Annotated in this window: 20 protein-coding genes; 11 read left to right on the top strand and 9 right to left on the bottom strand. The window is 68.9% G+C overall.

Annotated elements, in window-relative coordinates; translation table 11 throughout:
- Positions 1-36 precede the first annotated feature (36 nt).
- From glgB to POL67_RS43795, 4 genes are all read left to right on the top strand, one after another.
- Positions 37-3,792 (top strand): 1,4-alpha-glucan branching protein GlgB, encoded by a 3,756-nt coding sequence (gene glgB / locus POL67_RS43810; RefSeq protein WP_271927220.1) that lies wholly within the window; start codon positions 37-39, stop codon positions 3,790-3,792.
- Positions 3,789-6,275, top strand: a complete 2,487-nt coding sequence (locus tag POL67_RS43805) for a DUF3536 domain-containing protein (RefSeq protein WP_271927219.1) — start codon at positions 3,789-3,791, stop codon at positions 6,273-6,275. The genes glgB and POL67_RS43805 overlap by 4 nt, the downstream gene beginning before the upstream one ends.
- Complete coding sequence (locus POL67_RS43800; RefSeq protein ID WP_271927217.1) at positions 6,272-6,760, top strand: MGMT family protein; 489 nt, start codon at positions 6,272-6,274, stop codon at positions 6,758-6,760. Before POL67_RS43805 ends, POL67_RS43800 begins: the two co-directional genes overlap by 4 nt.
- A 116-nt stretch (positions 6,761-6,876) precedes the next feature.
- On the top strand, positions 6,877-8,199 hold the full coding sequence (locus POL67_RS43795; protein WP_271927216.1) for a ferritin family protein: 1,323 nt from the start codon (positions 6,877-6,879) through the stop codon (positions 8,197-8,199).
- Here the strand turns inward: POL67_RS43795 and POL67_RS43790 are convergent.
- The 4 genes from POL67_RS43790 to POL67_RS43775 form a co-directional block, all read right to left on the bottom strand.
- Positions 8,158-9,381 carry an ATP-grasp domain-containing protein gene (locus POL67_RS43790; protein WP_271927215.1) on the bottom strand — a complete coding sequence of 408 codons (1,224 nt, stop codon included), beginning with the start codon at positions 9,379-9,381 and terminating at the stop codon, positions 8,158-8,160. The genes POL67_RS43795 and POL67_RS43790 overlap by 42 nt on opposite strands.
- A gap of 34 nt (positions 9,382-9,415) precedes the next feature.
- The gene (locus tag POL67_RS43785) at positions 9,416-11,065 is read right to left on the bottom strand and encodes a tetratricopeptide repeat protein (RefSeq protein WP_271927213.1); all 1,650 of its coding nucleotides are present in this window, start codon (positions 11,063-11,065) and stop codon (positions 9,416-9,418) included.
- A 55-nt stretch (positions 11,066-11,120) separates the two neighbouring features.
- Entirely contained in the window at positions 11,121-11,654 is a 534-nt protein-coding gene (locus tag POL67_RS43780) for a YtfJ family protein (protein ID WP_271927211.1), read from the bottom strand.
- Positions 11,655-11,753: 99 nt separating this feature from the next.
- Positions 11,754-12,992 (bottom strand): monooxygenase, encoded by a 1,239-nt coding sequence (locus POL67_RS43775; RefSeq protein WP_271927210.1) that lies wholly within the window; start codon positions 12,990-12,992, stop codon positions 11,754-11,756.
- 131 nt (positions 12,993-13,123) lie between these two features.
- Between POL67_RS43775 and mscL the strand changes: the two genes are divergently transcribed.
- From mscL to POL67_RS43760, 3 genes are read left to right on the top strand one after another with little or no spacing between them, the layout of a single operon-like run.
- Entirely contained in the window at positions 13,124-13,522 is a 399-nt protein-coding gene (gene mscL / locus POL67_RS43770; protein ID WP_271927209.1) for a large conductance mechanosensitive channel protein MscL, read from the top strand.
- A 46-nt stretch (positions 13,523-13,568) separates the two neighbouring features.
- Entirely contained in the window at positions 13,569-15,020 is a 1,452-nt protein-coding gene (locus POL67_RS43765; protein WP_271927208.1) for a ferritin-like domain-containing protein, read from the top strand.
- Positions 14,968-15,438 carry an NFACT RNA binding domain-containing protein gene (locus tag POL67_RS43760; protein ID WP_308789579.1) on the top strand — a complete coding sequence of 157 codons (471 nt, stop codon included), beginning with the start codon at positions 14,968-14,970 and terminating at the stop codon, positions 15,436-15,438. Before POL67_RS43765 ends, POL67_RS43760 begins: the two co-directional genes overlap by 53 nt.
- A 580-nt stretch (positions 15,439-16,018) precedes the next feature.
- On the opposite strand, the gene POL67_RS43755 is transcribed toward POL67_RS43760, so the two are convergent.
- Complete coding sequence (locus POL67_RS43755; protein ID WP_271927207.1) at positions 16,019-17,356, bottom strand: sigma 54-interacting transcriptional regulator; 1,338 nt, start codon at positions 17,354-17,356, stop codon at positions 16,019-16,021.
- A gap of 71 nt (positions 17,357-17,427) precedes the next feature.
- Between POL67_RS43755 and POL67_RS43750 the strand changes: the two genes are divergently transcribed.
- Positions 17,428-18,126: a hypothetical protein gene (locus POL67_RS43750; RefSeq protein WP_271927206.1), complete on the top strand. Its 699-nt coding sequence runs from the start codon at positions 17,428-17,430 to the stop codon at positions 18,124-18,126.
- A gap of 3 nt (positions 18,127-18,129) precedes the next feature.
- Here POL67_RS43750 and POL67_RS43745 read toward each other — a convergent pair whose 3' ends face one another.
- A complete protein-coding gene (locus tag POL67_RS43745; protein ID WP_271927205.1) occupies positions 18,130-19,158 on the bottom strand; it encodes a tetratricopeptide repeat protein in 1,029 nt (342 codons plus the stop codon).
- The gene (locus POL67_RS43740; RefSeq protein WP_271927204.1) at positions 19,155-20,567 is read right to left on the bottom strand and encodes a serine/threonine-protein kinase; all 1,413 of its coding nucleotides are present in this window, start codon (positions 20,565-20,567) and stop codon (positions 19,155-19,157) included. The genes POL67_RS43745 and POL67_RS43740 overlap by 4 nt, the downstream gene beginning before the upstream one ends.
- Positions 20,568-20,766: 199 nt before the next feature.
- Here POL67_RS43740 and POL67_RS43735 point away from each other — a divergent pair, with 199 nt between their 5' ends.
- Entirely contained in the window at positions 20,767-21,324 is a 558-nt protein-coding gene (locus POL67_RS43735) for a superoxide dismutase family protein (RefSeq protein WP_271927202.1), read from the top strand.
- On the opposite strand, the gene POL67_RS43730 is transcribed toward POL67_RS43735, so the two are convergent.
- Complete coding sequence (locus POL67_RS43730; protein ID WP_271927201.1) at positions 21,308-22,246, bottom strand: formate/nitrite transporter family protein; 939 nt, start codon at positions 22,244-22,246, stop codon at positions 21,308-21,310. The genes POL67_RS43735 and POL67_RS43730 overlap by 17 nt on opposite strands.
- 170 nt (positions 22,247-22,416) lie before the next feature.
- On the opposite strand from POL67_RS43730, the gene POL67_RS43725 reads away from it, so the two are divergent.
- Together POL67_RS43725 and POL67_RS43720 are read left to right on the top strand one after the other, a co-directional pair.
- Positions 22,417-23,886 carry a tetratricopeptide repeat protein gene (locus tag POL67_RS43725; protein WP_271927200.1) on the top strand — a complete coding sequence of 490 codons (1,470 nt, stop codon included), beginning with the start codon at positions 22,417-22,419 and terminating at the stop codon, positions 23,884-23,886.
- A gap of 76 nt (positions 23,887-23,962) precedes the next feature.
- Positions 23,963-24,358 (top strand): VOC family protein, encoded by a 396-nt coding sequence (locus POL67_RS43720; protein WP_271927198.1) that lies wholly within the window; start codon positions 23,963-23,965, stop codon positions 24,356-24,358.
- 3 nt (positions 24,359-24,361) lie between these two features.
- Here the strand turns inward: POL67_RS43720 and POL67_RS43715 are convergent, their stop codons facing one another.
- Positions 24,362-25,558: a hypothetical protein gene (locus tag POL67_RS43715; protein WP_271927197.1), complete on the bottom strand. Its 1,197-nt coding sequence runs from the start codon at positions 25,556-25,558 to the stop codon at positions 24,362-24,364.
- Positions 25,559-25,707 lie beyond the last annotated feature (149 nt).

The following is a 25,707-nucleotide window of genomic DNA, read 5'->3' as shown; positions in this document are numbered from 1 at the left end:
TCCCACCCCCCGCGGTTTCGACTAACCCGGGCTCCCATGGAGCTCGGGACCGCGGTTCGTCACGACGTCACTCGACTCACGGAAGAGGACATCTACCTCTTCGCCGAGGGCACGCACACGCGCCTCTACGAGAAGCTCGGCGCGCACCCGATGACCGTCGACGGCGTCCAGGGCACTTGCTTCGGCGTATGGGCCCCGGACGCCGAGCGTGTCTCCGTCGTTGGGGATTTCAATGGTTGGGACCGCGAGGCCCACCCCCTCGCGCGCCGCGGCGGCTCCGGCATCTGGGAAGGCTTCGTCCCAGACGTCGGGAATGGCACCGTCTACAAATACTTCATCGCCTCCCGCTTCCATGGGTACGTCGTCGAGAAGGCCGATCCGTTTGGCTTCCGGCACGAGATCCCGCCGAAGACCGCGTCGGTCGTGTGGGACCTCGCGTCGCTCGACAAGGAGCCGCGCAAGCCTCGCCAAAAGCGCACGAGCCACGACAAACCGGTTTCCATCTACGAGGTCCACCTCGGCTCCTTCCGCCGCGCCGTCGAGGACGGAAACCGCCCGCTCACCTACCGCGAGCTCGCGGACGAGCTCCCGGAATATGCCGCGCGCATGGGCTTCACCCACGTCGAGCTCCTGCCCGTCATGGAGCATCCGTTCGGCGGCTCGTGGGGCTACCAGATCACCGGATATTACGCGCCTACCTCGCGGTTTGGCGGCCCCGACGATTTTCTCCACCTCGTGAATGCCCTCCAAGACGCTGGCCTCGGCGTCATCCTCGATTGGGTCCCCTCGCATTTCCCCTCCGACGAGCACGGCCTCGGATATTTCGACGGCACGTACCTCTTCGAGCACGCCGATCCGCGCAAGGGCTATCACCCCGACTGGAAGAGCCTCATCTTCAATTATGGCCGCAACGAGGTGATGAGCTTCCTCCTCTCGAACGCCCATTTCTGGCTCGATCGGTATCACGCCGACAGCCTGCGCGTCGACGCCGTCGCCTCGATGCTCTACCTCGATTACTCCCGCAAGCACGGCGAGTGGGTTCCGAACCGCTATGGCGGCCGCGAGAACCTCGAGGCGATCGATTTCCTCCGCCGCCTCAACGAATCGATCTCGCGCGCCTTCCCGGAGGTCCAGACCTTCGCCGAGGAGTCCACCTCCTGGCCCATGGTCTCCCGCCCCGCGTACGTCGGCGGCCTCGGGTTCGGCTACAAATGGGACATGGGCTGGATGAACGACACGCTCAAATACATGTCGAGCGACCCCGTCTATCGCAAGTTCGTCCACAACCAGCTCACGTTCCGCATGATGTACGCGTTCAGCGAGAGCTTCGTCTTGCCGCTCTCGCACGACGAGGTCGTCCACGGCAAGGGCTCGTTGATCGGCAAGATGCCCGGCGACGAGTGGCAGAAATTCGCGAACCTGCGCCTGCTCTTCGCGTACATGTGGGCCCAGCCGGGGAAAAAATTGCTCTTCATGGGCGGCGAGATCGCGCAGAAGCGCGAGTGGAACCACGAATCGAGCCTCGACTGGCACCTGCTCGACGAGGGGCCCTACCACGCCGGCATGAAGCGCTTCGTCCAGGCGATGAACCGCCTCTACCGCGACTATCCCGCCCTGCACGAGCTCGACACGAGCCCCGAGGGGTTCCAGTGGATCGATTGCAACGACGCCGACCACAGCGTCGTCGTCTTCTACCGCCGCGCCCGCTCCACCGACGCCCTCGTCCTCGTCGCCTTGAACTTCACGCCCATGCCGCGCCAGCGATATCGGGTCGGCCTGCCCCGCGGCGGCCGCTGGAAGGAGCTCGTCTCCAGCGACGCCCTGGAGTTCGGCGGCAGCGGCATGGGCGGCGGCGGCGACGTCGCCGCGGAGAACATCGAATGGCATAGCCGGAAAAACTCCGTCGAGATCACCCTCCCGCCCCTCGGCGCCGTCTTTTTCGTGCACGAGGGCCTCGCCGTCTCCGAGCGCCCGCTCGGCGCCGTCCACCTCGGCGAGGACCGCGCCCGCTTCCGTGTATGGGCCCCGAACGTCGGCAAGGTCGAGCTCGTCCTCCAGGGCAAAGTCGAGCGCCGCATCCCGCTCGAACCCGAGGCGAACGGCTACCACCAAGCCCTCGTCGACGGCATCGCCCCCGGCGCGCGTTACCATTACGACCTCGGCGACGGCAAGCTCCGCCCCGATCCGGCCTCGCGCCTCCAGCCGGAGGGCGTCCACGGCCCGAGCGAGGTCGTGAAGAGTTTTTCCGACCATACCCCTGGCTGGACCGGCCGCCCGCTCGAAGAATACGTCATCTACGAGCTCCACGTCGGCACGTTCACCCCCGAGGGCACCTTCGACGCCGCCATTTCGCGCCTCTCGTACCTCCGCGAGCTCGGCATCACGGCCGTCGAGCTCATGCCGGTCGCTGCGTTCCCCGGCGCGCGCAACTGGGGCTACGACGGCGCGTATCCCTTCGCCGTCCAGGCCTCCTACGGCGGCCCCGAGGGCCTGCGCCGCTTCGTCGACGCTTGCCATTCCGAGGGCATCGCCGTCATTCTCGACGTCGTCTACAACCACCTCGGCCCCGAAGGCACCTACCTCGCCGATTTCGGCCCCTATTTCGCCTCGTATTACCACACACGCTGGGGCGACGCTCTCAACTTCGACGGACCACATTCGGACGAGGTCCGCAGGTTCTTCATCGAGAGCGCGCTTCATTTCGTCACGCAGATGGGCATCGACGCGCTCCGCCTCGACGCCGTCAATGCAATCGTCGACAACTCCCCGTTCTCGTTCCTCGAGGAGCTCGGCGAAGCCGTCCACCGCCGCGCCTCCGAACTCGGCCGTTTGGTCCACCTCATCGCCGAGAGCGACGACAACGACCCGCGCCTCGTCACGCCCACATTCCAGGGCGGCTACGGGCTCGACGGCGTCTGGAACGACGACGTCCATCATGCCCTCCTCGCGCTCCTTTCCGGCGAGCGCGTCGGGCACCTCCAGGACTTCGGCCTCGTCGAGCAGCTCGCCAAGACGTTCCGCGAGAATTTCGCCTTCACCGGCGAATACTCCAAGTATCGCCTGCGCCGCCGCGGCCGCCCGGCTGCGAGCATCGACCCGCGGCGCCTCGTCACCTTCGTCCAGAACCACGACCAGGCCGGCAATCGCCCGCGCGGCGAGCGCATCTCCGCGCGGGTCTCCTTCGAAAAACAAAAGCTCGCGGCTGCCGTCGTCCTGCTCTCGCCCTTCCTGCCCCTGCTCTTCATGGGTGAGGAATACGGCGAAACCGCGCCGTTCCCGTATTTCACGAGCCACGGCGATTCCACGCTCGTCGAGAATGTCAGGAAGGGCCGTGCGAAGGAGATGGCCCGGCTCGGCTATGCGGAAGAGCCGTTCGATCCCCAAGACGAGGCCACGTTCCGACGCGCCAAGCTCGATTTCCAGCTCCGCACCACGGGGGATCACGCAAAGCTCCTCGCGTGGTACAAAGAACTCCTCCGGGCGCGACGCGACATCGGCGCCTTCGCGGCGGAGGGCGGGCGGCAGGCCGTCGCCTTCGAGGACGAGCGCCTCCTCTACGTGCGGCGCTGGAACCGTGACTCCGAGGTATTCGTGATTTCCCATTTCGGCGACCACCCCGTCTCCGTCACCTTGCCCGTGCCTTCGGGTACCTTCCGCCGCTCGCTCGCCTCGTCCGAGGCCCGCTTCGGCGGAAAGGGCGAGACCCACGCCCCCGAGGAAATCACGTCGACGGGCGTCGTCCGCGTCACCCTCGGCCCGTCCGAGGCCGTGCTTTACGTGAGGGCTCGATGAAGGCTCCCGAACGGTACGTCTGCGTCCACGGCCATTTTTATCAGCCCCCCCGGGAAAACCCCTGGCTCGAGGCCATCGAGCAGCAGGACTCGGCCGCGCCCTGGCACGACTGGAACGCGCGTATCACGGCCGAGTGTTACGCGCCAAACGCCGCGGCGCGGGTCCTCGACGGGGAGGACCGCATCACGCGCATCGTCAACAACTATTCGCGCATCAGCTTCAATTTCGGCCCCACGCTCCTCGGGTGGATGGAGCACCACGCGAAGGAGACCTACCGGGCGATCCTCGCGGCGGACGAGGCGAGCGCGCGTCGCTTCGGCGGGCACGGCTCGGCCATGGCCCAGGCCTACAACCACCTCATCATGCCGCTCGCGAACCTGCGCGACAAAGTCACGCAGGTCCGCTGGGGCATCGCCGATTTCGTCGCGCGGTTCCGCCGCAAACCCGAGGGCATGTGGCTCCCCGAGACGGCCGTCGACACCGAGACCCTGGAGGTCCTCGCGGCCGAGGGCATTACGTTCACGCTCCTCGCGCCTCGCCAGGCCGCGCGCGTCCGCCGCATCGGCGGCAAGGAATGGATCGACGTCCGCGGCGGCCGCATCGACCCCTCGATGGCCTACCGCGTCGAGCTCCCCTCGGGCCGCTCGATCGCCGTCTTCTTTTACGACGGCCCCGTCTCCCAGGCTGTCGCCTTCGAGCGCCTCCTCGCCAATGGCGAGCATTTCGCCGGCCGGCTCGCCTCCGCGTTCGACAGCAAGCGCACCTTCCCGCAGATGGTCCACATCGCCACCGACGGCGAGACCTACGGCCACCACCATCGATACGGCGAGATGGCCCTCGCCTGGGCCCTCGGGCACATCGAGGCGCACGGTTTGGCCAAATTGACCAATTACGGAGAATTCCTCGAACGCCACCCCCCGACGCACGAGGCCGAGATCCTGGAGCGCACCTCGTGGAGCTGCGCCCACGGCGTCGAGCGATGGCGCGCCGATTGCGGCTGCCGCTCCGGTTCCCCGCACGGCTGGAACCAGTCCTGGCGCAAGCCCCTCCGCAGTGCCCTCGACGCCCTCCGCGACGAGGTCGCGGGCCCCTTCGAGCGCGCGGCCGAGCGCCTCTTCCACGACCCCTGGGCCGCGCGGGACGCGTACATCGAGGTCGTCCTCGATCGCACCGCGAGCACCCTCGCGCGGTTCTTCGCGGCGCACGCGACGCACGTCCTCTCGGCCGAGGAGCAGAGCGAGGCCCTCTCGCTCCTCGAGCTCCAGCGCAATGCGATGCTCATGTACACGAGCTGCGGCTGGTTCTTCGACGACCTCTCGGGCATCGAGACCGTGCAATGCCTCCAGTATGCCGGCCGCGTCGTCGAGCTCGGCGAGGCGCTCTTCGGGAGGAGCCTCGAAGGCCCGTTCCTCGAACACCTCGAAAAAGCGCGCAGCAACCTGCCCGAAATGGGCGACGGCCGCCGCGTGTGGGATCGCTTCGTCACCCGGGCGCGCGTCGATCTCCCGGCCGTCACCGCCCATTTCGCGACGAGCCTCGTCCAGGACGGCCCCCCGAGCACCTATTGTTACGACGTCCACGTCGAGGGCCTCGAAACGCACGAGCGCAATGGCGCGAAGCTCCTCCTCGGCCGCACCCGTGTCACGAGCCGCCTCACGCTCGTCTCGGAGTCCCACGACTTCAGCGTCCTCCACCTCGGCGATCACCGCGTCGCCGGCGGCGTTTTGCAGGACCCCGAGGGCGACGACCACATCGAGCGCCGCGCCGAGCTCGTCCGCATCTTCGAATCGGGCGACATGGAGGGCACGATGCGCCTCTTTTATCGCCGGTGCGACCGCACGATCGACTCGCTCGACGCCGTCTTTCGGGACGACCAGCGCCGCATCGTCGAGCGCCTCCTCGCGCCCACGCTCGCCGAGGTCGAGGCGGCCCAGCGCGCCCTCTTCGAGCGATATGCGCCGCTCCTCCGCCGCCTCGCGCCCTTGCGCAGCCCCACGCCACGCTCCTTGCTCGTCGCGGGCGAGCTCGTCCTCGGCGCCGACCTCTTGCGCGCCGCGGAGCGCGTCCCGCCCGACGTCCTTTCGATGCGGCGCCTCCTCGCGCAGGCCAAGGAACAGGACCTCCACGTCGATCGGGCCGCCGTGACCTTCACCCTCGGCCAGAGCCTCTCCGCGCTCGCCGAGCGCCTTCGCGAGAGGCCCACGGATCCGCTCCTCCTCGCGGATCTCGACATGGCCGTCGAATTCGCCCACCGCGCCGGGTTCCCTGTCGACCTCTGGGAAACACAAAACGTGTTTTACCGACTCGCACATACCATCTACCCCGAGATGCGCACCCGCGCCGACGAGGGCGACGCCGCGGCACATTCGATGTGCCTCGCGTTCCAGAGCCTCGCCGAGCGGCTCCGCGTCCGCCTGCCCGAGGGCGCCGCGCTACCGCGCCTCCGCTCCCTGCGCGGGGAGGAAATCGAGGAAATTCCGTGAGCGCTCGCCGCGCGCCGTCGAAATCAAACAAGAAGCCAGCAAAGAAGGCCGCAAAAGCGCCCGTGAAAGCGCGGGCCCGCATCTCGCGCGCCGAGCCCGACGACGCCGTGGAGCCCGTTTCCTGGTGGGAAGACTTCTACCGCGTCGTCCGTCGCATCCCGCGCGGCCGCGTCACCACGTATGGCGTGATCGCTGCCCTCGCCGGACACCCTCGCTCGGCGCGCCACGTTGGATTCGCGCTCGCCGCGCTGAAGGACCCCGACGGGAGCAGCCGCGTCCCCTGGCAGCGTGTCCTCGGCAGCCGCCCTCGCAATCGCGCCGCCGTCACCATCAAAGATCCCATCAACGGCGCCCTCCAGCGCGCGCTCCTCGAATCCGAGGGCGTCACGTTCGATACGCGCGGAAATGTCTCGCTCGACCGTTTCGGCTGGGCCGGCCCCGGCGCGAAAAAGCCCGCTGCGCCGCGCAAACGCGCGCGCGCCTGAGCCCCTCGCTTTAGGCCCGAATCTTGCCATCTTTCGTGGTTTGGATGCAGGCGTTGCGTCCTCATTGGCGTGGCCTTCGCGCCACCACGACCTTTCATGCATCGAGGCGGCACACCATGACCCACGCGAAACATCCTTCCCCTCTTTCGCTTGCGCTTTTCACGCGAATTTTGCGCGCCGCGGGGCTCACCGCGGGCGCGACCCTCGTCGTTGCGGCGGCCGCGTGCGGCGGCAACGTGGTCATTGATGCGGGCACGGGCGGCACGGGCGGCACGGGCGGCACGAGCGCAACGGGCGGCACGGGCGGCATCCTTGGCCACACCGTCGTCAGCTCCAGCGTTGGCGTCGGCGGGACGGGCGCTGGCGGCGCGCTCCCCTGTGAGAACCCGCCGCCCCCGAATGCCGAATATCGTTTCCTTTGCCTCCCGGGCTCCGTGGGCGGCAATTGTCCACCCCTCGCCGACGTCCAGAGCGAGCTCATGAAGCAGGTCCACGGCACCGACGAATGCGTCGGCTCCGGCTCCTGCTGCTATGACATCCCCGGTGCCGGCTGCCAGGACCTCGCGATCAGCGCGCAATGCTGCTACCACGTGGCCATCATCTTCGAGTCCTGCGAAGGCCGCCCCTTCATCGTCGACGGCGAAGCGCGCACCGCGGAGCCCGAGGCCCGCGCCGATTGGCTCCTGCAAGCCGGGCAAGGTTTGGCCGAGTGCCTCGATCTCTCGAACCTCGATCCCGCCACGCGCCGCGCTCTCGCCGACTACTTTACGCGCTCCGGCCTCTACGAGCATGCCTCCGTCGCGTCCTTCGCGCGGTTCGTCCTGGAACTCCTCGGCGTGGGCGCTCCCGCCTCGCTCGTCTCCGCCGCGCAACAAGCCCTGGCCGACGAGGTGCGGCACGCCAAACTCTGCTTTGGCCTCGCCAGCGCCTACGCCGGCGCGCCGGTGGGTCCGGGCCCATTGCCCATGCCCGCGCTCGCGATCGGGCGGACCCTCGCCGACGTCGCGCTCGCCACGGCCCTCGAAGGTGCCGTCAACGAGACGCTCTCCGCGCTCGTTGCGGGCGAAGAGGCCCTGCGCGCAACGGACCCCGCGGTGAAAGCCGTGCTCGTCTCGATTGCCGAGGACGAGGCCACGCACGCAGAGCTCGCATGGCGCACGCTCGCGTGGGCGCTCGACGCGGGCGGGCCCGAGGTCGCCCGCACCCTCGAAAAGGCATTCACCATGGCCGTTTGCCCCGAACCGGAGGACCTCGTCGCCCCCGGCGCGGACCCGGACAAAGTCGCGGCCCACGGCTGCCTCTCGGCCGCGGATAAACGTGACGTCATGCGCCGCGCCATGGCCGACGTCGTTCTGCCGGCCGCGCGTACGCTCCTCCGCGCGCCTCGCGCCGGCCGGTCAGTACGCGATGACGCGCACGGACTGGACAATCTCGCGTAACGCCTGCGCGACGCCTTCCGTCTCCGGGTGCCGGACCAGCACGTACCCTTCGCCCTCGTAGCTCGCCGATCGCGGCTCGCCGACCTTGGGCCATTTCACGTCCGTGATCATCCTGCCGAGCTTTTGCTCGGCCTCCTCGATCCCCAACACCTCGCGCACCACGCCCGGCGCTTGCCCGCGCAGGAACGCCGCGCCCGTCGCGTACTTGCGCTCGCGCGGCGCCTCGAACGTATCGAATGCGATGAGCCGCGCGACTTGACCGTACATGTCGAAATCATGGGCGCGCGCGTTCAGGTTCATGAGCTGCGCGCCGCCCGGCCGCGCCGCGACCTCGGAGAGAACGATCCTCCCGTCGTCTTGCCGGAACCATTCCATGTGGCAAATGCCCGTCTCGAGCCCGAGCACCGAGAGCGCCCGGAACCCGAGCTCCCGGATCGGAGCGAACTCCGGCCCGCCGATGTCCCGCGGCAAGAGCACGCACCACTGGATCCACGGATTGTCCACGACCTCGATCGGATTCGGCAGGTACCGCGAAATCGAGTGCCAGACCGGCTTTCCCCCGATCACCACCGCATCGAACGTGTGCTCGGCCCCGCCCACGAACTCTTCGAGCAGCACGGGGGACGCTGCGGTGGGCGAGGAGAGCGAGAGCACGCGATCGAGCTCGGCCTTATCTTTTACGATGAACGTGCCCGCCGAGCCCACGCCGGCCGGCGGCTTCGCGACCAGCGGAAAACCCACCTCGTCTGCAAAACGCCGCGCCTCGGCCTCGTCCGTGGCGAGGCGGTGGCGCGCGCAGGGCAATCCCGCCGCGCGCAGCACGTCTTTCATGCGCGGTTTGTCCCGGAAGTTCCGGATCACCTCCGCGCCCGGCCCCGGCAGCCCCAGCGCGTCGCGCGCCTCGGCCACCGCGACCTGCACGAACTCGCTCACGCCGAGCAGCCGGTCGACGGGCGCGACGTTCGCGTGCAGCCACCGCGTCGCCGCCACGAGCTCCGCCGTGTCCTGCACGTTGCTTACGCGAAAATGCTTCACGAGCCGGCCGAGCAGCTCTGCCGGCAGGTTCTCCTCGACGTCCTGGCTCACGACCGCGAGCCGGAGAGCCGGCACGTCGAGCAGGGCGGCGATGAATCGGATGGCGCTCTCGTTGAAGAAAGGCGTGACGAGGACGGCGAATCGCATGGCGGGCGCCACCATACTCCGTTCGTCCCGGTCTTCAAGGCGTCGTTCGTGACGTCTGCGTGGCGGCGTCGGCGTCGTCCGCCGGGGCGGTCGCTCCGCCGACCACGATAACCTCCGTGTCCCCCGCCTCGGGAGGCGCCTGCAATCGCGAAAGGAGCTCCTCGTACCGCCGCCGGAGGGCCGGGCGATCCGGCGCGTTCCGTGTCGCTCGGTACCGGGCGTCGAGCGCCCGCTGGAAATCCCCGCGCGTGATCCACGACTCGGCGATCCGATCGAGCGCCGTCGCGTCCTCGGGATCGAGCGCGAGCGCCGCCTCGTACGCCGCGTGCGCTGCGTCCTTCTCCCCGCGCGCCTCGTGCAGCCGCCCGATCGCCACGTGAATCCGTGGGCCATCCCGCCCGAGCATCACGAGCCTGCGCGCCGCGACCTCGACCCGCGCGAGATCCCCGGCCGCGGCCGCGCGCCGGATCCCCATTTCTTTCTCCCAGGCCGCGCCCGCCCACGCGCCCGCCGCGACGAGCCCCGCCGTGACGAGCCCCGCCCGCACCCCCCACGCCCCGAGGCCCTTCGCCGCCGGGGCCGTCTGCAGCGCCGCGCTCATTTGTCCAACGAGCACATTGCCGACCGTTCCGTCCCGGAGCTTCCAGATCGCCCCGTCGAGGATGAAGTGATGCACGTTCACTGCGGCGGCCACGAGCAGCCCGAGCCCCGATTCGAACGGCAGGATCCCGAGCGCGCCTGGCGCGCAGACGAGAGCGGGGAACACCCAGATCGCCGCGCCCGCGAGCACGGTTTTCCCGAGATACGTGAGCCCCGCCGGCGCCGCCTTGGCCACGCTCCCGGAGGCGCGCGCGTAATGGAACGAGATCCAGAGATATTGCACGCTGTGCGCGATCGCGACCCAGATGAACGCGAGCGCCGTCGCGCCGCCCGGACCATAAAGCGCCGGTCGCAAGAAGCCGAGGAGCACGGGCAGGACGAACCACGCGGCCTGGCTCGCGACGAGCGCGAGCGCCGGCACGAGCCGCGCAGTCCCTGCCATCTGCGTGAGCTTCCGGAGCACGACGCCCGTCACGACCACGTACGAGATTCCCGCGACGGCCAGCGCTCCCAGGGCAAACCGCGTAGGAATACCGAGCGGCGCGAATCGGTAAGCGGCGCTCGCCGCTTGCAGGGGATCGGCCCCGCCCGCGGAAGCCGAGCCGTGGATGTTCACGAAGACCAGCACGAACGAGAGGACGAACGACGTCCAGACGAGCCGCCGGAGCGCCGGGCTCGGCGTGATCCCGGCCCGGCGCAGGAACATCATCACGAGCCCGAAGTTCTGCGCCGTGTAATGCCACGGGCTCCACGTGAGATAGAGCGTGATGAGCCACGTCCCGAGCCTCGGCGCGGCGAGCGACCCCGCGAACGTCGCCCAGATCAGGAAACCGAGGGGGAATGCATAAAGAAAATACCGCTTGCGCGCCGATTCCGTCCCGTAGACGCGGAGCAACGTCGCCCCGTAATGCGGAATCCCCGTCACGAGCACGACGAGCGGCAGCCACCCTTCGAGCGAGCCCATCGGCGCGCCCGTCGCCGCGAGGGCGAGGACGAGCAGCCCATACCCGATCCCGCATCCGAGCAGGAGATCAGGCCATGGACCGAGCAGCCAGGGCCGGGGCGCCGCGACGGCGGTGGACATCGCGGCGCACTCTACCGCGACCGAACCGCCCCGGCCATCCCGCGAACGCGCCGGATCAGCTCCCCTCGACCTCGGCCTTCAGCGCGTCGACGAGCCGCTTCTGGTCGGCGCCCGCGGGCACGCCTTCCTTGGCGAACATCACGCGTCCTTCCTTGCCCACCATCACCACGCCCGTGATCTCGTTCTTCAGCTTGTACGCCGAGCGCATCCCGCCGGTCCAATCGCAATAGACCGTCGTCCCCTGCTTCTTCGTCTCGTCGCGGACGGCGTCCTTGACCGTGCCGCGCGCCGGCCAGAAATCGTAGGGGCTCACGTCTGCGACGATCAAGAGCGACACCTTCGACGTATACGGGCCCGATTTCAGGAGCTTGACGAGCTCGCGCCGGAATGCCTCGCTCTTCGGCGCCGACGTCCGGTCGTCGTAGACGATGACGATCGGCTTGCCCTTCAGCGATTTGATCTCGACCGCCTTTCCGTCGGCGTCCTCCACGCGTGCGTTCGGGGCGACCGCCTGCTCCGAAAGCACGGCCAGGGCGGGCGCGCTCGGAAGCGCCGTCGCCGCGAGAAGGGTGATTCCGAAGGCGAGCACGGTTCGTCGGGCAGAAATCATTGCCCACCAAACAAACCGCTTTTTTCGGAGGCTGTCAAGCTCTCCACGATCGGCCGAGAACAGCGTTCGCCCCGGACATCAATTTGCCGTCAGGTAGAAAAAGGCGATGCACATCTCGTCGTTCGTGCCCTGACCCCAGGACGTCGTCGTGTCGCGCCCGCGCGTGTCGTACGTGCACGTGATGCGCATCGAGTCGCCCCACGAGAGGTCGATGGGCTTCGTGTAATGGGCGAACCCCTGCCAGTGGAAATCCCAGCTGTTCACACGGGCCAGGCATTTCTCTTCTCCGTCGTGCATCGCGGTGACGAGCATCCCCGTCCCGAGCTTGTGCATGTGCGGCCAGAGTCCCCACAAGGTGAGATCCACGGGCACGGGCTGGACCGCGGTCTGGTCGACGCTCGCTTGCCTCGGTGGCAAGAGGAGGTTCGTGGCCGCGATGCGCTGCACGATGGCCTCTTTCGGCACATTCCGGGCGAGCATGAGGTCGATCCGGGTGCGATCGGCGTGGCGCCCATTTTCTTGATTGTAATGGATCTGCAGGATCGTCTTCCGCCCGGCGCGCATGCGCAGCCCCGTGCCCTCGGGGAAGCGAAGCGCCCCGCTGCCGGGGCCCGCGCCGACGAGCCAGCGCGCGTCCGGCACGTGGATGTCGTCGATGCACGAATACCCGAATCCGGGCTCGGCCGCGTCGAGCGCCTCGGCCGTGGCCTCCGCTTCCTTCGTGTCGATGGAGAAGAGCGTGAGGTGATGCAGCATCGAGGCGACCCCCGGGCGAACGTGGAAGCCGGTGATGAATACGTCCTCCGTGAGCCCGGGATCGAGCACGAAGCACCGGTAATCGTCGAACTTCGCGGCATCCGGGGTATACGTATCCTTCATGTCGATCGTCATGTCGACGCGATCGAGCTCCGCGAGGGCCCGCGGCGCGGGGGCCGCGCCCTTCGGCGGCTCTCCCTCGGGCGCGCCGGCGCGGGCCCAGGCCTCGATCGTCTTGATCTGCGCGTCCGTGAGCCAGCGGCCCTCGACGTACGTGTTGCATTCGCCGCTGTTGTCGAGGACGAACGGAGGCATGCTGCGCGACGTCGTGGCGATGCGGAGCGCCTCGGCGGTCCGGCGCGCGTCCTCGTAATCGACGAGGGAAAACGGGGCAATGCCGCCCTTGTCGTGGCAACTCTGGCAATGCTCGGCGAGGATGGGCGCCACGTCCTCGTGATACGTGGGGATCCGGAGCGGGGAGCTCGCGTCTTCCTCCTTGCTGCCACACGCGACCAGCGAGAACATTGAAATCGTAGCCAGCATCCACTGTGTCCGTGTCATCGAGCCCTCCTTCTCGTGTCGGGGGCGACCTGCATGGTCTTTCGCGGCCGCTGCACGGCGCGTTCCAGAACCCGGCGGGCCGACATCTCGTGGCACGCCTCGTGCACAGCTTGCTCGGGAGGGAGGCCGCCATGGCTCACGCGATCGTCAAGGAATTCAAGGACTTCCTATCTCGGGGCAGCGTGATCGATCTCGCGGTCGCCGTCGTCCTCGGCGCCGCATTCAATGCCGTCGTCACGACGTTCACGAACGGCATTCTGATGAACCTGATCGCGGCGATTTTCGGCAAACCCAACTTCGACGAGCTCTCGTTCCGGATCGGCCATGGAGTGATCGAGTACGGGAAGTTCCTGACCGCCGTGGTCAATTTCGTGATCGTAGGATTCGCGCTCTTCCTGTTCGTGAAGGCGCTCAACGCGGCGAGGCGGCCGCGGCCTGCGGCGCCTGCGGTGCCCCAGGAGACGGACCACGATCTTCTCGCGCAGATCCGCGACGCGTTGGTCGCGAAGACCCCCTCGCGCGCCTCGTAGTCACGATACGCGACATCACCGCGCGGAGCTGTGGTACGCTCGCGGCGTGGATCGTTACCGAAGTTTACGCCTCTCCCTCCTCGTCGCGATCGGCGGAGCCGCGTGCTCGGCCTCTCCTCCTGCCTCGTCCGGCGCCGGGGAAGGCGCCGTCGTCGCCATCCCCACGACGCCTTCGAGCGCGACGGCCGAGCCTTCGCCCGAGGGCGAGCCCGAGCCGGAAAAGTCGAAGCGCGTCGGCTGGGTGGCCGAGAAAAACGGGAACGTCCACCGCGCGAGCCGCGTGACGTGCGACGCGACGATCGACATCCCCGCCTGCGCGGGCACGGAGAGGCACCAGTCCTGCAAGACGGACGCCGATTGCACGGAGCATCCGCACGGGAAGTGTACGAGCGGGGTGGGGCAGGTCGGCACGTATTGCGGCTGCACGTACTCGTGCGAGACCGACGAAGACTGCGGCGCCGGGAAGGCCTGCATCTGCAAGGGCACGGGCGCTTTGCGCGCGCGTAACTCCGTCTGCGGGGAAGCGTCCTGCAGCACGGACGCCGATTGCGGGGGGAGCACCTGTGGTTTGTCGGCATACCACAATGGTTGTTACGAGCAGGTCACGCTCGCTTGCCGGACCAAGGAGGACACCTGCAAGAGCGACGCGGATTGCGGGAACAGCCCGCGGCCCGGCGGATCCTGCGTGGCGATTGGCGCGAAGGGCGCGAAGCCGACCTGGCAATGCGCGTCGATGTCCTGTGTGATCGGCCGGCCCCTCGTCGTGGAAGGCGAGACCCGCGCCGCGAAGCCGCGCGCCCGCGCCGACTGGCGCGCGCCGCTTGTCTTCGACACGGGAGACCTCTCCGCGGAGGCGCGTGAGGCGATCACGGCGCACCACGCGGCCATCGCCGCCATGGAGCACGCTTCGATCGCGAGCTTCGCGCGCTTTTCGCTCCAGCTCCTCGCGCTCGGCGCGCCCGCGGAGCTGCTCGCCGAGGCGCAAAACGCCGCGCGCGACGAGGTGGAGCACGCGCGGATCGAATATGCCATCGCCTCCCGAATCGGAGGGCGAATCATCGGGCCGGACAAACTCCCGGAGGCGACGGCGCGGCTCGCGACGGACGTCGTTTCGTTCGTGGAGGCGCTCGTGGTCGAGGGCTGCGTGGGCGAGACGCTCGGCGCGGCCGAGGGGCAGGAGGTGGCGCGTTACGTGAAGGACGAGGGTCTACGGGCCGTGCTCGCGCAGATCGCCGAGGACGAGGCGCGGCACGCGGCGCTCGCGTGGAAGACCTTGCAATGGGCGATGGGCACGTTCGGGGCCGAGGCGCGCGAGGCCACCGTGCGGGCGTTCGAGCGGGCCCGAGCGATGCACGAAAAGGATCCCGCGGCCGGGCCCGTGGAAAACGAGGAATTCGGCGTGCTCGGGGCACGGACGCTCGGCGCGCTGCGGCGCGAGGCGCTGCGTGAGGTCGTGGCGCCGTGCCTTCGTCAGCTCGGGCTTGTCGCCTGTTCTTGAGATTCGGCCGAGCGCAAGGCAGACTCCGCGCGTGGCAAGCAAAGGACGACCGTACCGTACGGTGACCGTGGAGGGCTTCGAGGTCCTCATCGGCCGCGGCGCCGAGGACAACGACTACCTGACGTTCGACGTCGCCAAGCCGCACGACGTGTGGCTGCACGTCGGCGGCGGGACACCGGGCAGCCACGTCATCGTGCGGAACCCCGATCGCGTCGAGGTCCCCCGTTCGGTCGTGGAGATCGCCGCCGCGGCGGCCGCCTGGTATTCGAAATCACGGGGGGCGCCGAAGGTCGAGGTGCATTTCTGCCGCGCGTCCGAGGTGTCGAAGCCGCGCGGCGCTCCCGCGGGGCTCGTGGAATTGGCCCGCTACAAGAGCGTCAAGGTGAAGCCCGCGGCGCCCGCGGGCGCGACCGATTGAGGGGGAGGCGGGGGCGGTCGCCCTCAGCTCGCGGTCGGGCAAGGCGTCGACACGGTCAACAAGGGCGTGCGCGGGGTCCGGGAAGGCGTGCGCGGGGTCCGGGAAGGCGTGCGCGGGGTTCGAGAAGGCGTCCACGAGGTCCGGGAAGGCGTCCACGAGGTCCGGGAAGGCGTCCACGAGGTTCGGGAGGGCGTCCACGAGGTTCGGGAGGGCGTCCACGAGGTTCGGGAGGGCGTCCACGAGGTTCGGGAGGGCGTCCACGAGGTTCGGGAAGGCGTCCACGAGGTCCGGGAAGGCGTCCACGAGGTTCGGGAGGGCGCCCACGCCATTCGGGAAGGCGCCCACGCCATTCGGGAAGGCGCCCACGCCATTCGGGAGGGCGCCCACGCCATTCGGGAGGGCGTCCACGCCATTCGGGAGGGCGTCCACGCCATTCGGGAAGGCGCCCACGCCATTCGGGAGGGCGTCCGCGAGGTCCGAGAGGGCGTCCACGCCATTCGGGAAGGCGCCCACGCCATTCGGGAGGGCGTGCGCAGGGTCCGAAAAGGCGTGCGCGGGGTCCGGGAAGGCGTCTACGCGGTCACGCCCCCCCTTCATCCGCCCCGCGAAACCCGTATTTCCGGAGCAACGTCCGCAGGTGGCTGCGGTCCATCTTCACCCGGCGCGAGGCCTCCGAGATGTTGTCGTGCGTCGCCCGCAAGAGCGCCCGCACGTACCGCCGCTCCCATTGATCTGAAGCTTTTTGCTTGCACACGCGGAAGGGAACCTCGAGGTCGATGTCGTCGTCCCGATCCTTGACCCCCGGGGCCGGCTCGACGTCGTTTCCGAGCGCCAGGATCGCCGGGTCGTTGAAGAGGACGGCGCGCTCGATCGCGGCCCGCAGCTCGCGCACGTTGCCGGGCCACGATTGACGGCGGAGCGACTCCAGGAGGTCGTCCGGGATGGGGTTGTCAGGGACGAGATCGGCGTGGAAATGGCGCGCGAGCCGCTCGATGTCGCCGGTGCGCTCGCGCAGCGGCGGGACGTGGATGCGCACCACGTTGAGCCGGTAGAACAGGTCGGCGCGGAATGCGTTGCGGTTGACCTCCGTGCGCAGGTCGCGGTTCGTCGCGGCAATCACGCGGACGTCGAGCTTGACGCGCTGGTTGCCGCCGACGCGCTTGACGCTGCGCTCCTCCAAGGCGCGGAGCAGCTTCGGCTGCATGTCGAGGGGCAGCTCGCCGATTTCGTCGATGAAAATGGTGCCGCCCTTCGCTTGCTCGAATGCGCCCGCGCGGTCGGCCTGCGCGCCCGTGAACGAGCCCTTGACGTGGCCAAAGAGCTCGCTCTCGATGAGCGTCGGCGCGATGGCCGCGCAATCGAGCACGACGAACGGCCCCGTGGCGCGCGGGCTCGCCTCGTGAATGGCCGCCGCGAGGACGCCTTTTCCCGTGCCCGTCTCGCCTTCGAGGAGCACCGTGCTGTCGGATTGCGCGACGCGGGGCAAGGCCGCGAAAATGCGGCGCATGGCGGAGCTCTGGCCGAGCAGCGGGCCGAAGCCGTCTTCGGGGCTCAGCGCCTCGCAGATGTCCTCGTTCACCTGGTCGACGAGGAGCGTCGTCCGGCCGACGCGCACGCGGGCGCCGGGCTCGACGTAACCGGAGAGGACACGCATGCCCGAGACCCAGGTCCCGTTCGAGGAGCCGAGGTCCTTCAAGAGATACCCCTCGGGCGTCGCCGAGAGGCTGAAATGGTGGCGCGAGACGGTGGGATCGGCGAGCACGAGGTCGTTTCCCTGGGCCGTGCCGACGGAGACCTCGCGCATCTCGGCGCGGAACGAGGCGCCGGAGCCGGGGCCCTCGATGACGGTGAGCGAGAAGCCGTCGAGGCGTAGCTCCTTGGCCCGGGAATGAAGGGGCAACGTGCTTTTCACCGACATGGCCGCGGAGCCTACCACGGCGAAGGCCTCGCGTGGGCAACCCGTGGTATCCTCGGACGGAGGGTGCAATCATGCAAACAGGGAAGGCGGTGTGGATCGCCCTGCTTCTGGCGGCCTCGGGCCTCGTGGCCTTCGGCTGTCAGTTCGTCGCCGGGATCGCGGGGCTCGAAGCGACGGATGGTAGCGGCGAGACGTGCGACGAGGCGGCGTGTGGTCCTTATGCCTGCAATGCGGAGGGGACGGCCTGCAATACGAGCTGCAGCCGGATGATGGGGGGGTGCAAGGAGGACGCGGTTTGCGTCGCGCCGATGAACCAGCCCGGGAGCTGCAACGAATGCGGATGGTCGGCCCTGGGCGAGGTCTGTCCGAGCGCCGAATGTGATTCCTGCGCTGGAAACGTGTGCACGAGGATCTGCGACGCGCCGAACGAGTGCATGCAGGCCGACATGGACGCCGGGACCTTCACCTTGACCCTCGATACGAGGGCGGCGCCCGTCCGGCTGGAGTGCAAGGATCAATGCAACGACGTTCTCGTGGGTTGTATGGGCGGCTCGCGCTGCGAGGTCGTCTGCGAGGAGGGGGGTTGTCAAAACTTGACGGTGAAATGCGGCCCCGACGGCGAGTGCAGCCTCGTCTGCAAGGGCCAGAGCTGCGCGGGCGCGACCGTGGTCTGCGGCGACAACCGATGCACGGCCACGTGCGACACCGCTGTCGAGATCGAGCAGACCTGCGGCGGCTCGTGTGATTGCACGTCGAACGGATGCCTGTGAACGTCAGAACGTGCCGCGGAGCCCGATCGCAAAGGGGCCGACGAGCGGCGTGACGGAGACGGCGGGCGGAGGCACATTCTCGTGTTTCGGCGCGAGGGCGATGCCGGCGATGCCCACGCCGAGGCCGAGGACGGCCACGCCAAACCCGATGTTCGATACGTTCGCCAGGGTATTCGCCGTGGCGAGCGCGTCGGCTTGCCCCGGACACTGCGAGCCGTTGCAGTTCGGCAGGAGCTCGCTCGCCTCGACCAGCGTGAGGATCCCCGTTACGGCCCCGACGAGCAAGGCCGCGCCGCCGACGCCGAACCCCGTGACCAGGAGGACCGTGGAGGCGCTCGGGCCGGTCGGCGCGGGGCTGCGGGGCTCCGCGGGCGGCGGCTTCGTCTGCGGAATGGGGGGCAAACGTTGGGGCGGCGGCGGCGGTGGAGTCGCCTCGGGCGGCGGCTCCGGCGCGTCTTCGAGGGCGGGGATCACGACGGGAATCTCGCCCGGCTGCGCGGGCACGAGGATTTCGCCGGTCCAGGCCCGTTTGCCCGGGGCCAGGGCCGAGACGGTGTGTTTGCCAGGGTCGATGGGCAAGGGGACGTTCAGCGCGGCGACGTCGATGGGTTTGTCGTCGAGCTTCATTCCGAGGCCGGTGGGCGGCGCTTCCATGCGGAGGACGACGTACGCGAGCTTCTTCTTGAGCTCGGCCACGTGGTCGCGCGCGAATTGCTCGCGGTCCTTTTGCCCTTTGCCGCGCGCGAGCGAGGCGGCGGATGTGTATTCGGCCCAGGCCGTCGCGGTCTTTCCTTCCTTTTCGTGGCAGACGGCGAGGTTCAGCAGCGTGCCGAGCTTCGGGTCGAGGCGCTGGCTCTCGGCGAGCTTGAGGCAAGCCTCGGCATAACGGCTCTGATCGAGGAGCGCGCGGCCCTGCTGGAAGAGCGCCTCGGCGACCGCGATGGATGCGCCTTCGGGCGATTGCGCGCGCGCGCGGGCGCCAGAGGAAGTCACGCCGAGCGAGAGCAAGAGGGCAAGGGCCCAGCGCCTCATTCGCGCTCCCCGAGGATCGGATCGAGGCTCGGCGGTTTCGACGGCATCTTGATCTGTACGGGTTTGGCCGGGCGCGGCGGTGGGGCTGCCGAGGCCGACGTGGTCGGGGCGGGCGCGGGGGTGATGTCCGGCGGCGCGGCGGACGGCGGGGGGCTCGGGATCCGCTCGGGCTCGGGGGATTCGTTTTGCATGCCGGAGCCCGCGCCGGGCCCGAAAGGCACGTCGCTCGGAGCGCGCGAGCGCGAAAGGAACGAGGCCGTCCCGCCGAGGGCGGCGATTCCGAGCAAGGCGAAAAGCCACCGGGCGGACGGTCCATTCTTGCGATGCACGCTCGACGAATCGAGGGCGGACATGCGCTCGGTGGACGAAGGCTCGGAGCGCGCGTGGGGCGTCTCGGCGGGGGCGGAGCGGCCGGGCTGCGCGGTGGCGCGAAGTCCCCCGCTTTCGAGCGGGCCGCGGGCGCTCTCGAGGCTCGAATGCAAGGGCAGACGGGGCGCGAGCCCGAGCAGGGCCGCCTGCGCGACGAGGGCGGCGACGGCCTCGCCCGCCGACGCGGGGCGATTGCGCGGGCGTTTTTCGAGCATCGCGAGGACGGGCGCGTCGAGCGCCGGGGGGAGGTCGGGACAAACGCTCGCCATGGCGGGGGGCGGCTCGGTGTCGTGCTTGAGGACGACGTCCATCGCGGAGTCGCCGGCGAATGGCACGGAGCCCGTGAGCATTTCGTGGATCATCACGCCGAGCGAATAGATGTCGGACCGGGGGTCGACCTTCTTGCCGCGCGCCTGCTCGGGGGACATGTAGAGCGGCGTGCCGAGCAGGACGCCGGAGCCGGTTTTGTGGGCGACGTCGTCGTCCATGAGCTTCGCGATGCCGAAATCGAGCAATTTGGGGAAATGGGAGCCGTCGCGCTCGGCGGCGAGGAAGACGTTCTCCGGCTTGAGGTCGCGGTGCGTGATGCCTGCCTCGTGCGCGGCGTCGAGCGCGGAGGCGACGCCCTGGGCGATCTGGAGGGCCGTCGGGAGGGGCAAGCGGCGCTTCTGCTGGAGGAGCGTGGCGAGCGTCTGGCCCTCGACGTATTCCATCACGAAATAATGCCGGCCGCCGGGGAGCGTGTTGAAAGAAAAAATGTCGATGATGTTGCGGTGGCGGATCTTGTTCACTGCGCGCGCTTCGGCAATGAAGCGGGAGACGGTCTCCGGATCCGAGGCGAAGCGCCGGTTCAGGACCTTGACGGCGACCTTCTTGCCGATGAGCGGGTGCTCGCCCGCATAGACGTCGCCGAACGTCCCACCGCCGATCTTGCGATCGATGCGGTACTCGCCGACCATCGTGCCGGGCCCGAGCGTGTCGTCCGTCGGGAAAAAATCGGGCGATACGAGCGCCGCGTCGTGCGCCGGGCATACGGGCACGTCGTCCTCGTAGCTCGCACGGCACTCCGGACACATTCGCATACGAGGCCGGATGTTACCGTTCCCGGGTGTTCCTTGGCTACACCTTCGAGGAGCGATCGGGCCCACGAAACCACGCTTGCCGAGCCCGGAGGACGCGCCATGATGCGCGAGATTTCCAGGCAAGATGCTTGGAGGACCAACGGCAGGGGAGGGGTACGTGACGAAGAAAGGTCATCCTTTCGCGGTCTTGGGCACGTGTGTCCTGGTGGTGCTCTGCGGGTGCAGCGACGACGTCGACGGGGCGTCTCAAGGCGTCAAGGAGAGGAAGAGGGCCACGGCGGAAATCACGCCGTCGACGGGCCAGAGCGTGATGGGGCTGGCCGCGTTCACCGCGGAGAATGGGCAAGTCGAGCTCACGCTCCAGTTGAATGGCCTCAAGCCCGGGGTTCACGCGGTGCACATCCACGAGATGCCTGACTGCGGCATGGACGGAAACAATGCAATGGGGCACTGGAACCCGACGAACGAGGCGCACGGGAAGTGGGGGACGCCGCCGTTTCACCGTGGCGACATTGGCAACGTGACGGCGGACGCGACGGGAAAGGCGTCGCTCTCGCTTCGAACGGATCTGTGGACCCTCGGGGACGAGTCGTCGTCGACGGACGTGTTGAACCACGCATTCATGGTGCACGCGGACCCGGACGATTTCACCACGCAGCCCACCGGCAATGCAGGCGCTCGGATTGGCTGCGGCGTGATCAAGCGGAATCCGTAGCCTCGGGCCCTTCCGCGGGCTCGGGCTCGCTCGCGAGCAGCTCCAGCACGGGGGGATCGGGGACGAGGACGAGCGCGGGGGCCGGGGCCGGGAGGGGCGCGACGATCTCCGGGGGCGCGGGGTTCGCCGCGGCGGCCTCGGGCTTGGGCTTGTGCGTGAAATAAAGCGCCATTCCCGTGAAGAGGCAGCCGCCCACGAAATTGCCGGCCGTGACGGGGAGCTGGTTCTTCAGCCACCAGTCCGCGAACGTGACCTTCGCGCCGAGCATCATGCCGGCCGGAATGACGAACATGTTCACGACGGAATGCTCGTAGCCGTGCGCGAAAAACACGAGAATCGGTAGCCAGGCGGCGACGATCTTGCCGACGGTCGCCGTGGACGTCATGGCCATGACGACGCCGAGACAAACCATCCAGTTGCAGAGGATGCTGCGGACGAACACGCCCACGAGGCCGGCGAGGCCATACTGGGGGAACTGGGTCTTGGCATGGGCGATGGCGACGATCTTGTTCGCGACGGCGTCGGGCGGGACGCTGCCCATCATCGTGAGCGAGATCGAGAGGAGCCACGCATAAAAGAGGCTGCCGGCGAGGTTCGCGAAGAATACGACGCCGAAGTTGCGGACGAGCTGCCAGAAGGTGGCGCGCTTGTCGAGCATCGCCATGGGCAGGAGCGCGAAGTTGCCCGTGACGAGCTCGAGGCCGAGCAGAACGATCATCACGAAGCCGATGGGAAAGATGACCGCGCCAGCGACCGGGAGGGTGGTCTGGACGGTCGTGGTGATGGCGAGGCTCGTGGCGAAGCCGAGGAGCGCGCCTGCGAGAAAGCCGCGGATCACGAGGTCCCGGAGCGACGCCGCGGCCTTGGCCGCGCCCGCGTCGAGCATGGTGGAGACGACCTTCGACGGAGCGACGTAGTCCATGAACGGCGCCATCATCACCCGCGCGCGGCGCCCTTGGGAAGCCCCTCGCCGGAGGATCGCGGGAACCCCACCAAGAAACGGCGTGTCGCTCCGTCTATCTGCGGTCCGAGAACCCAAGGGTCCGATCGGGCCCCTGGGTGTGATACAACAAACCAGCCATCGAGGTGTACATGAACCCGAAGCGGTGGAGTTCGCGCGTGATTCTGGGGGTGTCGTTGCTCGTCACGGGGGCGGCGTGGGCCGAGACGGCGCCGGCGCCGGCACCGGACGCGGGAGGCGCAGCGGCGCCGGACCCCGCGGCCGAGGCGGAGGCGTTCCTGAAGACGTGGGAGGAGAGCGGCAAGCCTCTTTGCGAGAAGAACGAGCCGGGTTGCGCAGCGGCCGGGCAGGCGCTGGTGAGGGCCGCGGCGGCGTTCGAGGCGGCGCACAAGCGAGACAAGGCGATCGCCGTGCGGAAGATGATCCTCGACCCGAAAAACCGGCTCGAGTACACGGAGTACGGCAAGGACACGGCGTTTCTTCTCGCCGCGAATTTGCAGTCGATCGGCGAATACGCGGAGGCTGCAAGTTATTACGAGTCGGCCGCGCGCAAGTTCCCGAAAATGGACCAGGCGCCGGCGGCGCTGATGGACGCGGTGGCGCTGCGGGCCGGGCTGAAGGATCAGAAAGCGGCGGTCGAGGACGTCGAGCTGTTCGTGAAGAATTACGGCGCGAAGCAGCCGGAGACGTCGGCGAAGCTCGCCGTGGCGGTCGCGGATTTCCTGGTCGGCGAAGAGAAATGGGCCGACGCGCGCACATGGCTCGGGAAGTGGACGGCGGCGGTGGACAAGGCGGGGAGCCTGCAGGAGCGGATCCACGCGCACACGCTGCTCGGGCGCTCGCTGGAGAAGCTCGACGACAAGAAGGGCGCCGCGAAGGAATACGAGATCGTGCGCGCGGCGTGGAAGGATCCCGAGGCCAGCGTGAAGCAGCTCGCGGCGATGGGCGGCAGCGATCAGGAGCAAATGCGGCGGCTCGCGCGGTCGTTGACGGACGTGGGCGAGGCGTTGTTTTTCTTCGCCGAGCAAAAGCGAGCCGAGGTCGACGCCATCCGGTATCCCGAATACAAGGGGCCCGCGAGCCGTGACGAGGTGATGAAGCACATCAACACGAAGGTCGTGGATTGGGTGAAGAAGAAGCGGCCGGCGATCGAGGAGGTGGAGAAGGCTTATGCCCAGGTCCTCGCGCTCCAGCCCTTGCCGCCGCCGCGGTGGGTCGTGGCCTCGGCGTCCCGCGTGGGGATGTTGTGGGGGAAGTTCGTCGCAGAGTTCCGCGCGGCGCCGATCCCGAAGGAGTGGAGGGGCAACGGGCCCGTGCTCGGGACGACGATCACGTACGAGGAGCTGCGGAGAGCTTATTATGAAAAGCTCGACGAGGCGAGCGAGCCCCAGAAGCTGCAGGCGAAGAAGTCGTTCAAGGTTTGCGTGGATTATTCGGCGAAGTATCAATACTTCGACCAGTACGCGCGGACGTGCAGCGTGTGGCTCGCGAAGAACTACCCGAAGGAGCACGTGCTCGTGGAGGAGCTCGTTCCGCGCCACGCGGGCGGGAGCTTCATGCTTCAGCCGTCGCCGGTCGCGAAGGCCGCGCCCACGCGCTGAGCTCTTTCGTATCCATCAAGGACGAGGGCGCGCGCCGGTGATCCCGACGCGCGCCCGGTCGTGCTAGGGAGAGCGCATGACCCCCGACGAACCCTACCTCATGCCCTCCCACGTGAGGCTGCTCGTCTCGGACACGGCGCGCGCGACAGCGTTTTACGAGGCGCTCGGCTTCTCCTGCGTGAATCGCGACGGCGTGTTCGTGCACCTGCGCTGGGCCCGGTACGCCGACGTGTTCCTGGTCGGCATGCCGGCCGGCGTCGAGCTGCCAGGGCAACGCGGGCTCGGGGTGATCCTGTGCTTCCACGTGCGAGACGAGGTGTCGCTCGACGAGCTGCGCGCGCGGGCCGAGGCCAGCGGCACCGCCGTGGACGGGCCGCGAAACCAGCCCTGGTTCACGCGTGAGCTCGTGGTGACGGATCCGGAAGGGTACAAGCTCGCATTCGTGACGCCGAGCGAGCGCGTGGAGGCGTAGCGCTCACTGGCAAGCGAGTCGGCAGCGCGAGGCGGCCGAGAGGCATTGCGCCTGGCACGATTGCCATCGGCCGTACTCGCTGCTCAGGGTCGGCTCGCTGCCGCAGCCACCATTGCATTGTTTCTGCGTGGCGGAGCAGCGGTCGACGCAGGCCGTGCCATTGTCCGGGAGCGCGGGTTTGTCGGTGGTGGCCGGCGTTTTGCGAGGTTGCGTGGCGGGCGCCGCGCGGGTCGAGGCAGGCGCGGGCGAAGGGGTGTCGAAGAGGTCGGAGCCTCCCGCGGGAGGCGCGCCGCCGGCGGAGTCCGCGGGGCGCGTGGGGCGGGCGGCCGCGGGCGGACGGCCGAGCATGGGGCGCATGCCGCATTGCTCGTAGGCGCCCTTGAAGAGGTCGGTACCAGGCTCCTCGTTGGGGGCGAGGGGCAAGTCGCAGCCACGCGCGAGATTGCCGAGGCTGCGGCGGACGGCGTCGGCCGCGAGCCGCGAAGGTCCGCTCTCCCGGAGAGGTCGTTCGCCCTTGGCCATGGCGTCCGTGCCGACGAGGAGTGGCGCCGGGCCGGACGCGTTCGAGCCGGCGCGGCCCACGAGGAACGCGCCGACGGAGGCGACGACGATGACGACGGCGGCGATGGCGAAGAGCAAGGTGAAGCGGCGGCCGTCGACGGGTTGCGCAGACTCACGCGGAGCTGTGCCGGGCCAGACGGGAGCGTAGGGATCACGGAGGAGCGGAGCTTCGGGGCCGCGCGGAGGCTCGACGACGGTGGGAGCGGGCGCGGGCGCGGAGCCGGCCTCGGGCGCGGGAACGGGAGCGGGCTCGGGAGCGGCAGCGGAAGCGGGCTCGGGAGCGGCAGCGGGCTCTGGAGCGGCAGCGGCAGCGGCCTCGGGCGCGAGGGGCGCGAGCGGCGGCGGCGGCGGGAAGGCGAGTGTTGCGGCGGGGGCTCCGGCGCGAGCGATCGGCGCGGGCCACTCCATCAGCGGTCGCGCTTGTTTCAGCGCTTCGACGAGTCGATCGAGTGAGCCTTGCCGCTCGAAATGCCGGACGACCTCACGCGCGACGTCCTGGATGCCGCGACCCTCGCCGGGCAGGCCGGTCGCGCCGAGGCCCTCGGCGAGCTCGCGTAGATCCTTGGCGCTGAAACAAAGCGTGATGCATCGGCGCACCTCGGCCGGGTCGTAGCTCGGCCGTTCCCCTTGGTCGCTCACGCCGGGGAGCTTACCCCGGCCCGCGGGTCATGGGCACCGGAAGCGCTCCTTCGCCCGTTCGAAACGAGACGATCGGGGGTGGGGGCGCAGCTCGGCTTGCTTGTCCGAGCGTGGCCCCCGAGCGCGGAAGGACTCGGCACGCGCCGTGA

The sequence above is a fragment of the Polyangium mundeleinium genome (assembly GCF_028369105.1).
GTDB lineage: Bacteria > Myxococcota_A > Polyangia > Polyangiales > Polyangiaceae > Polyangium > Polyangium mundeleinium.
This window is presented reverse-complemented; position numbering and strand designations above follow the sequence as displayed.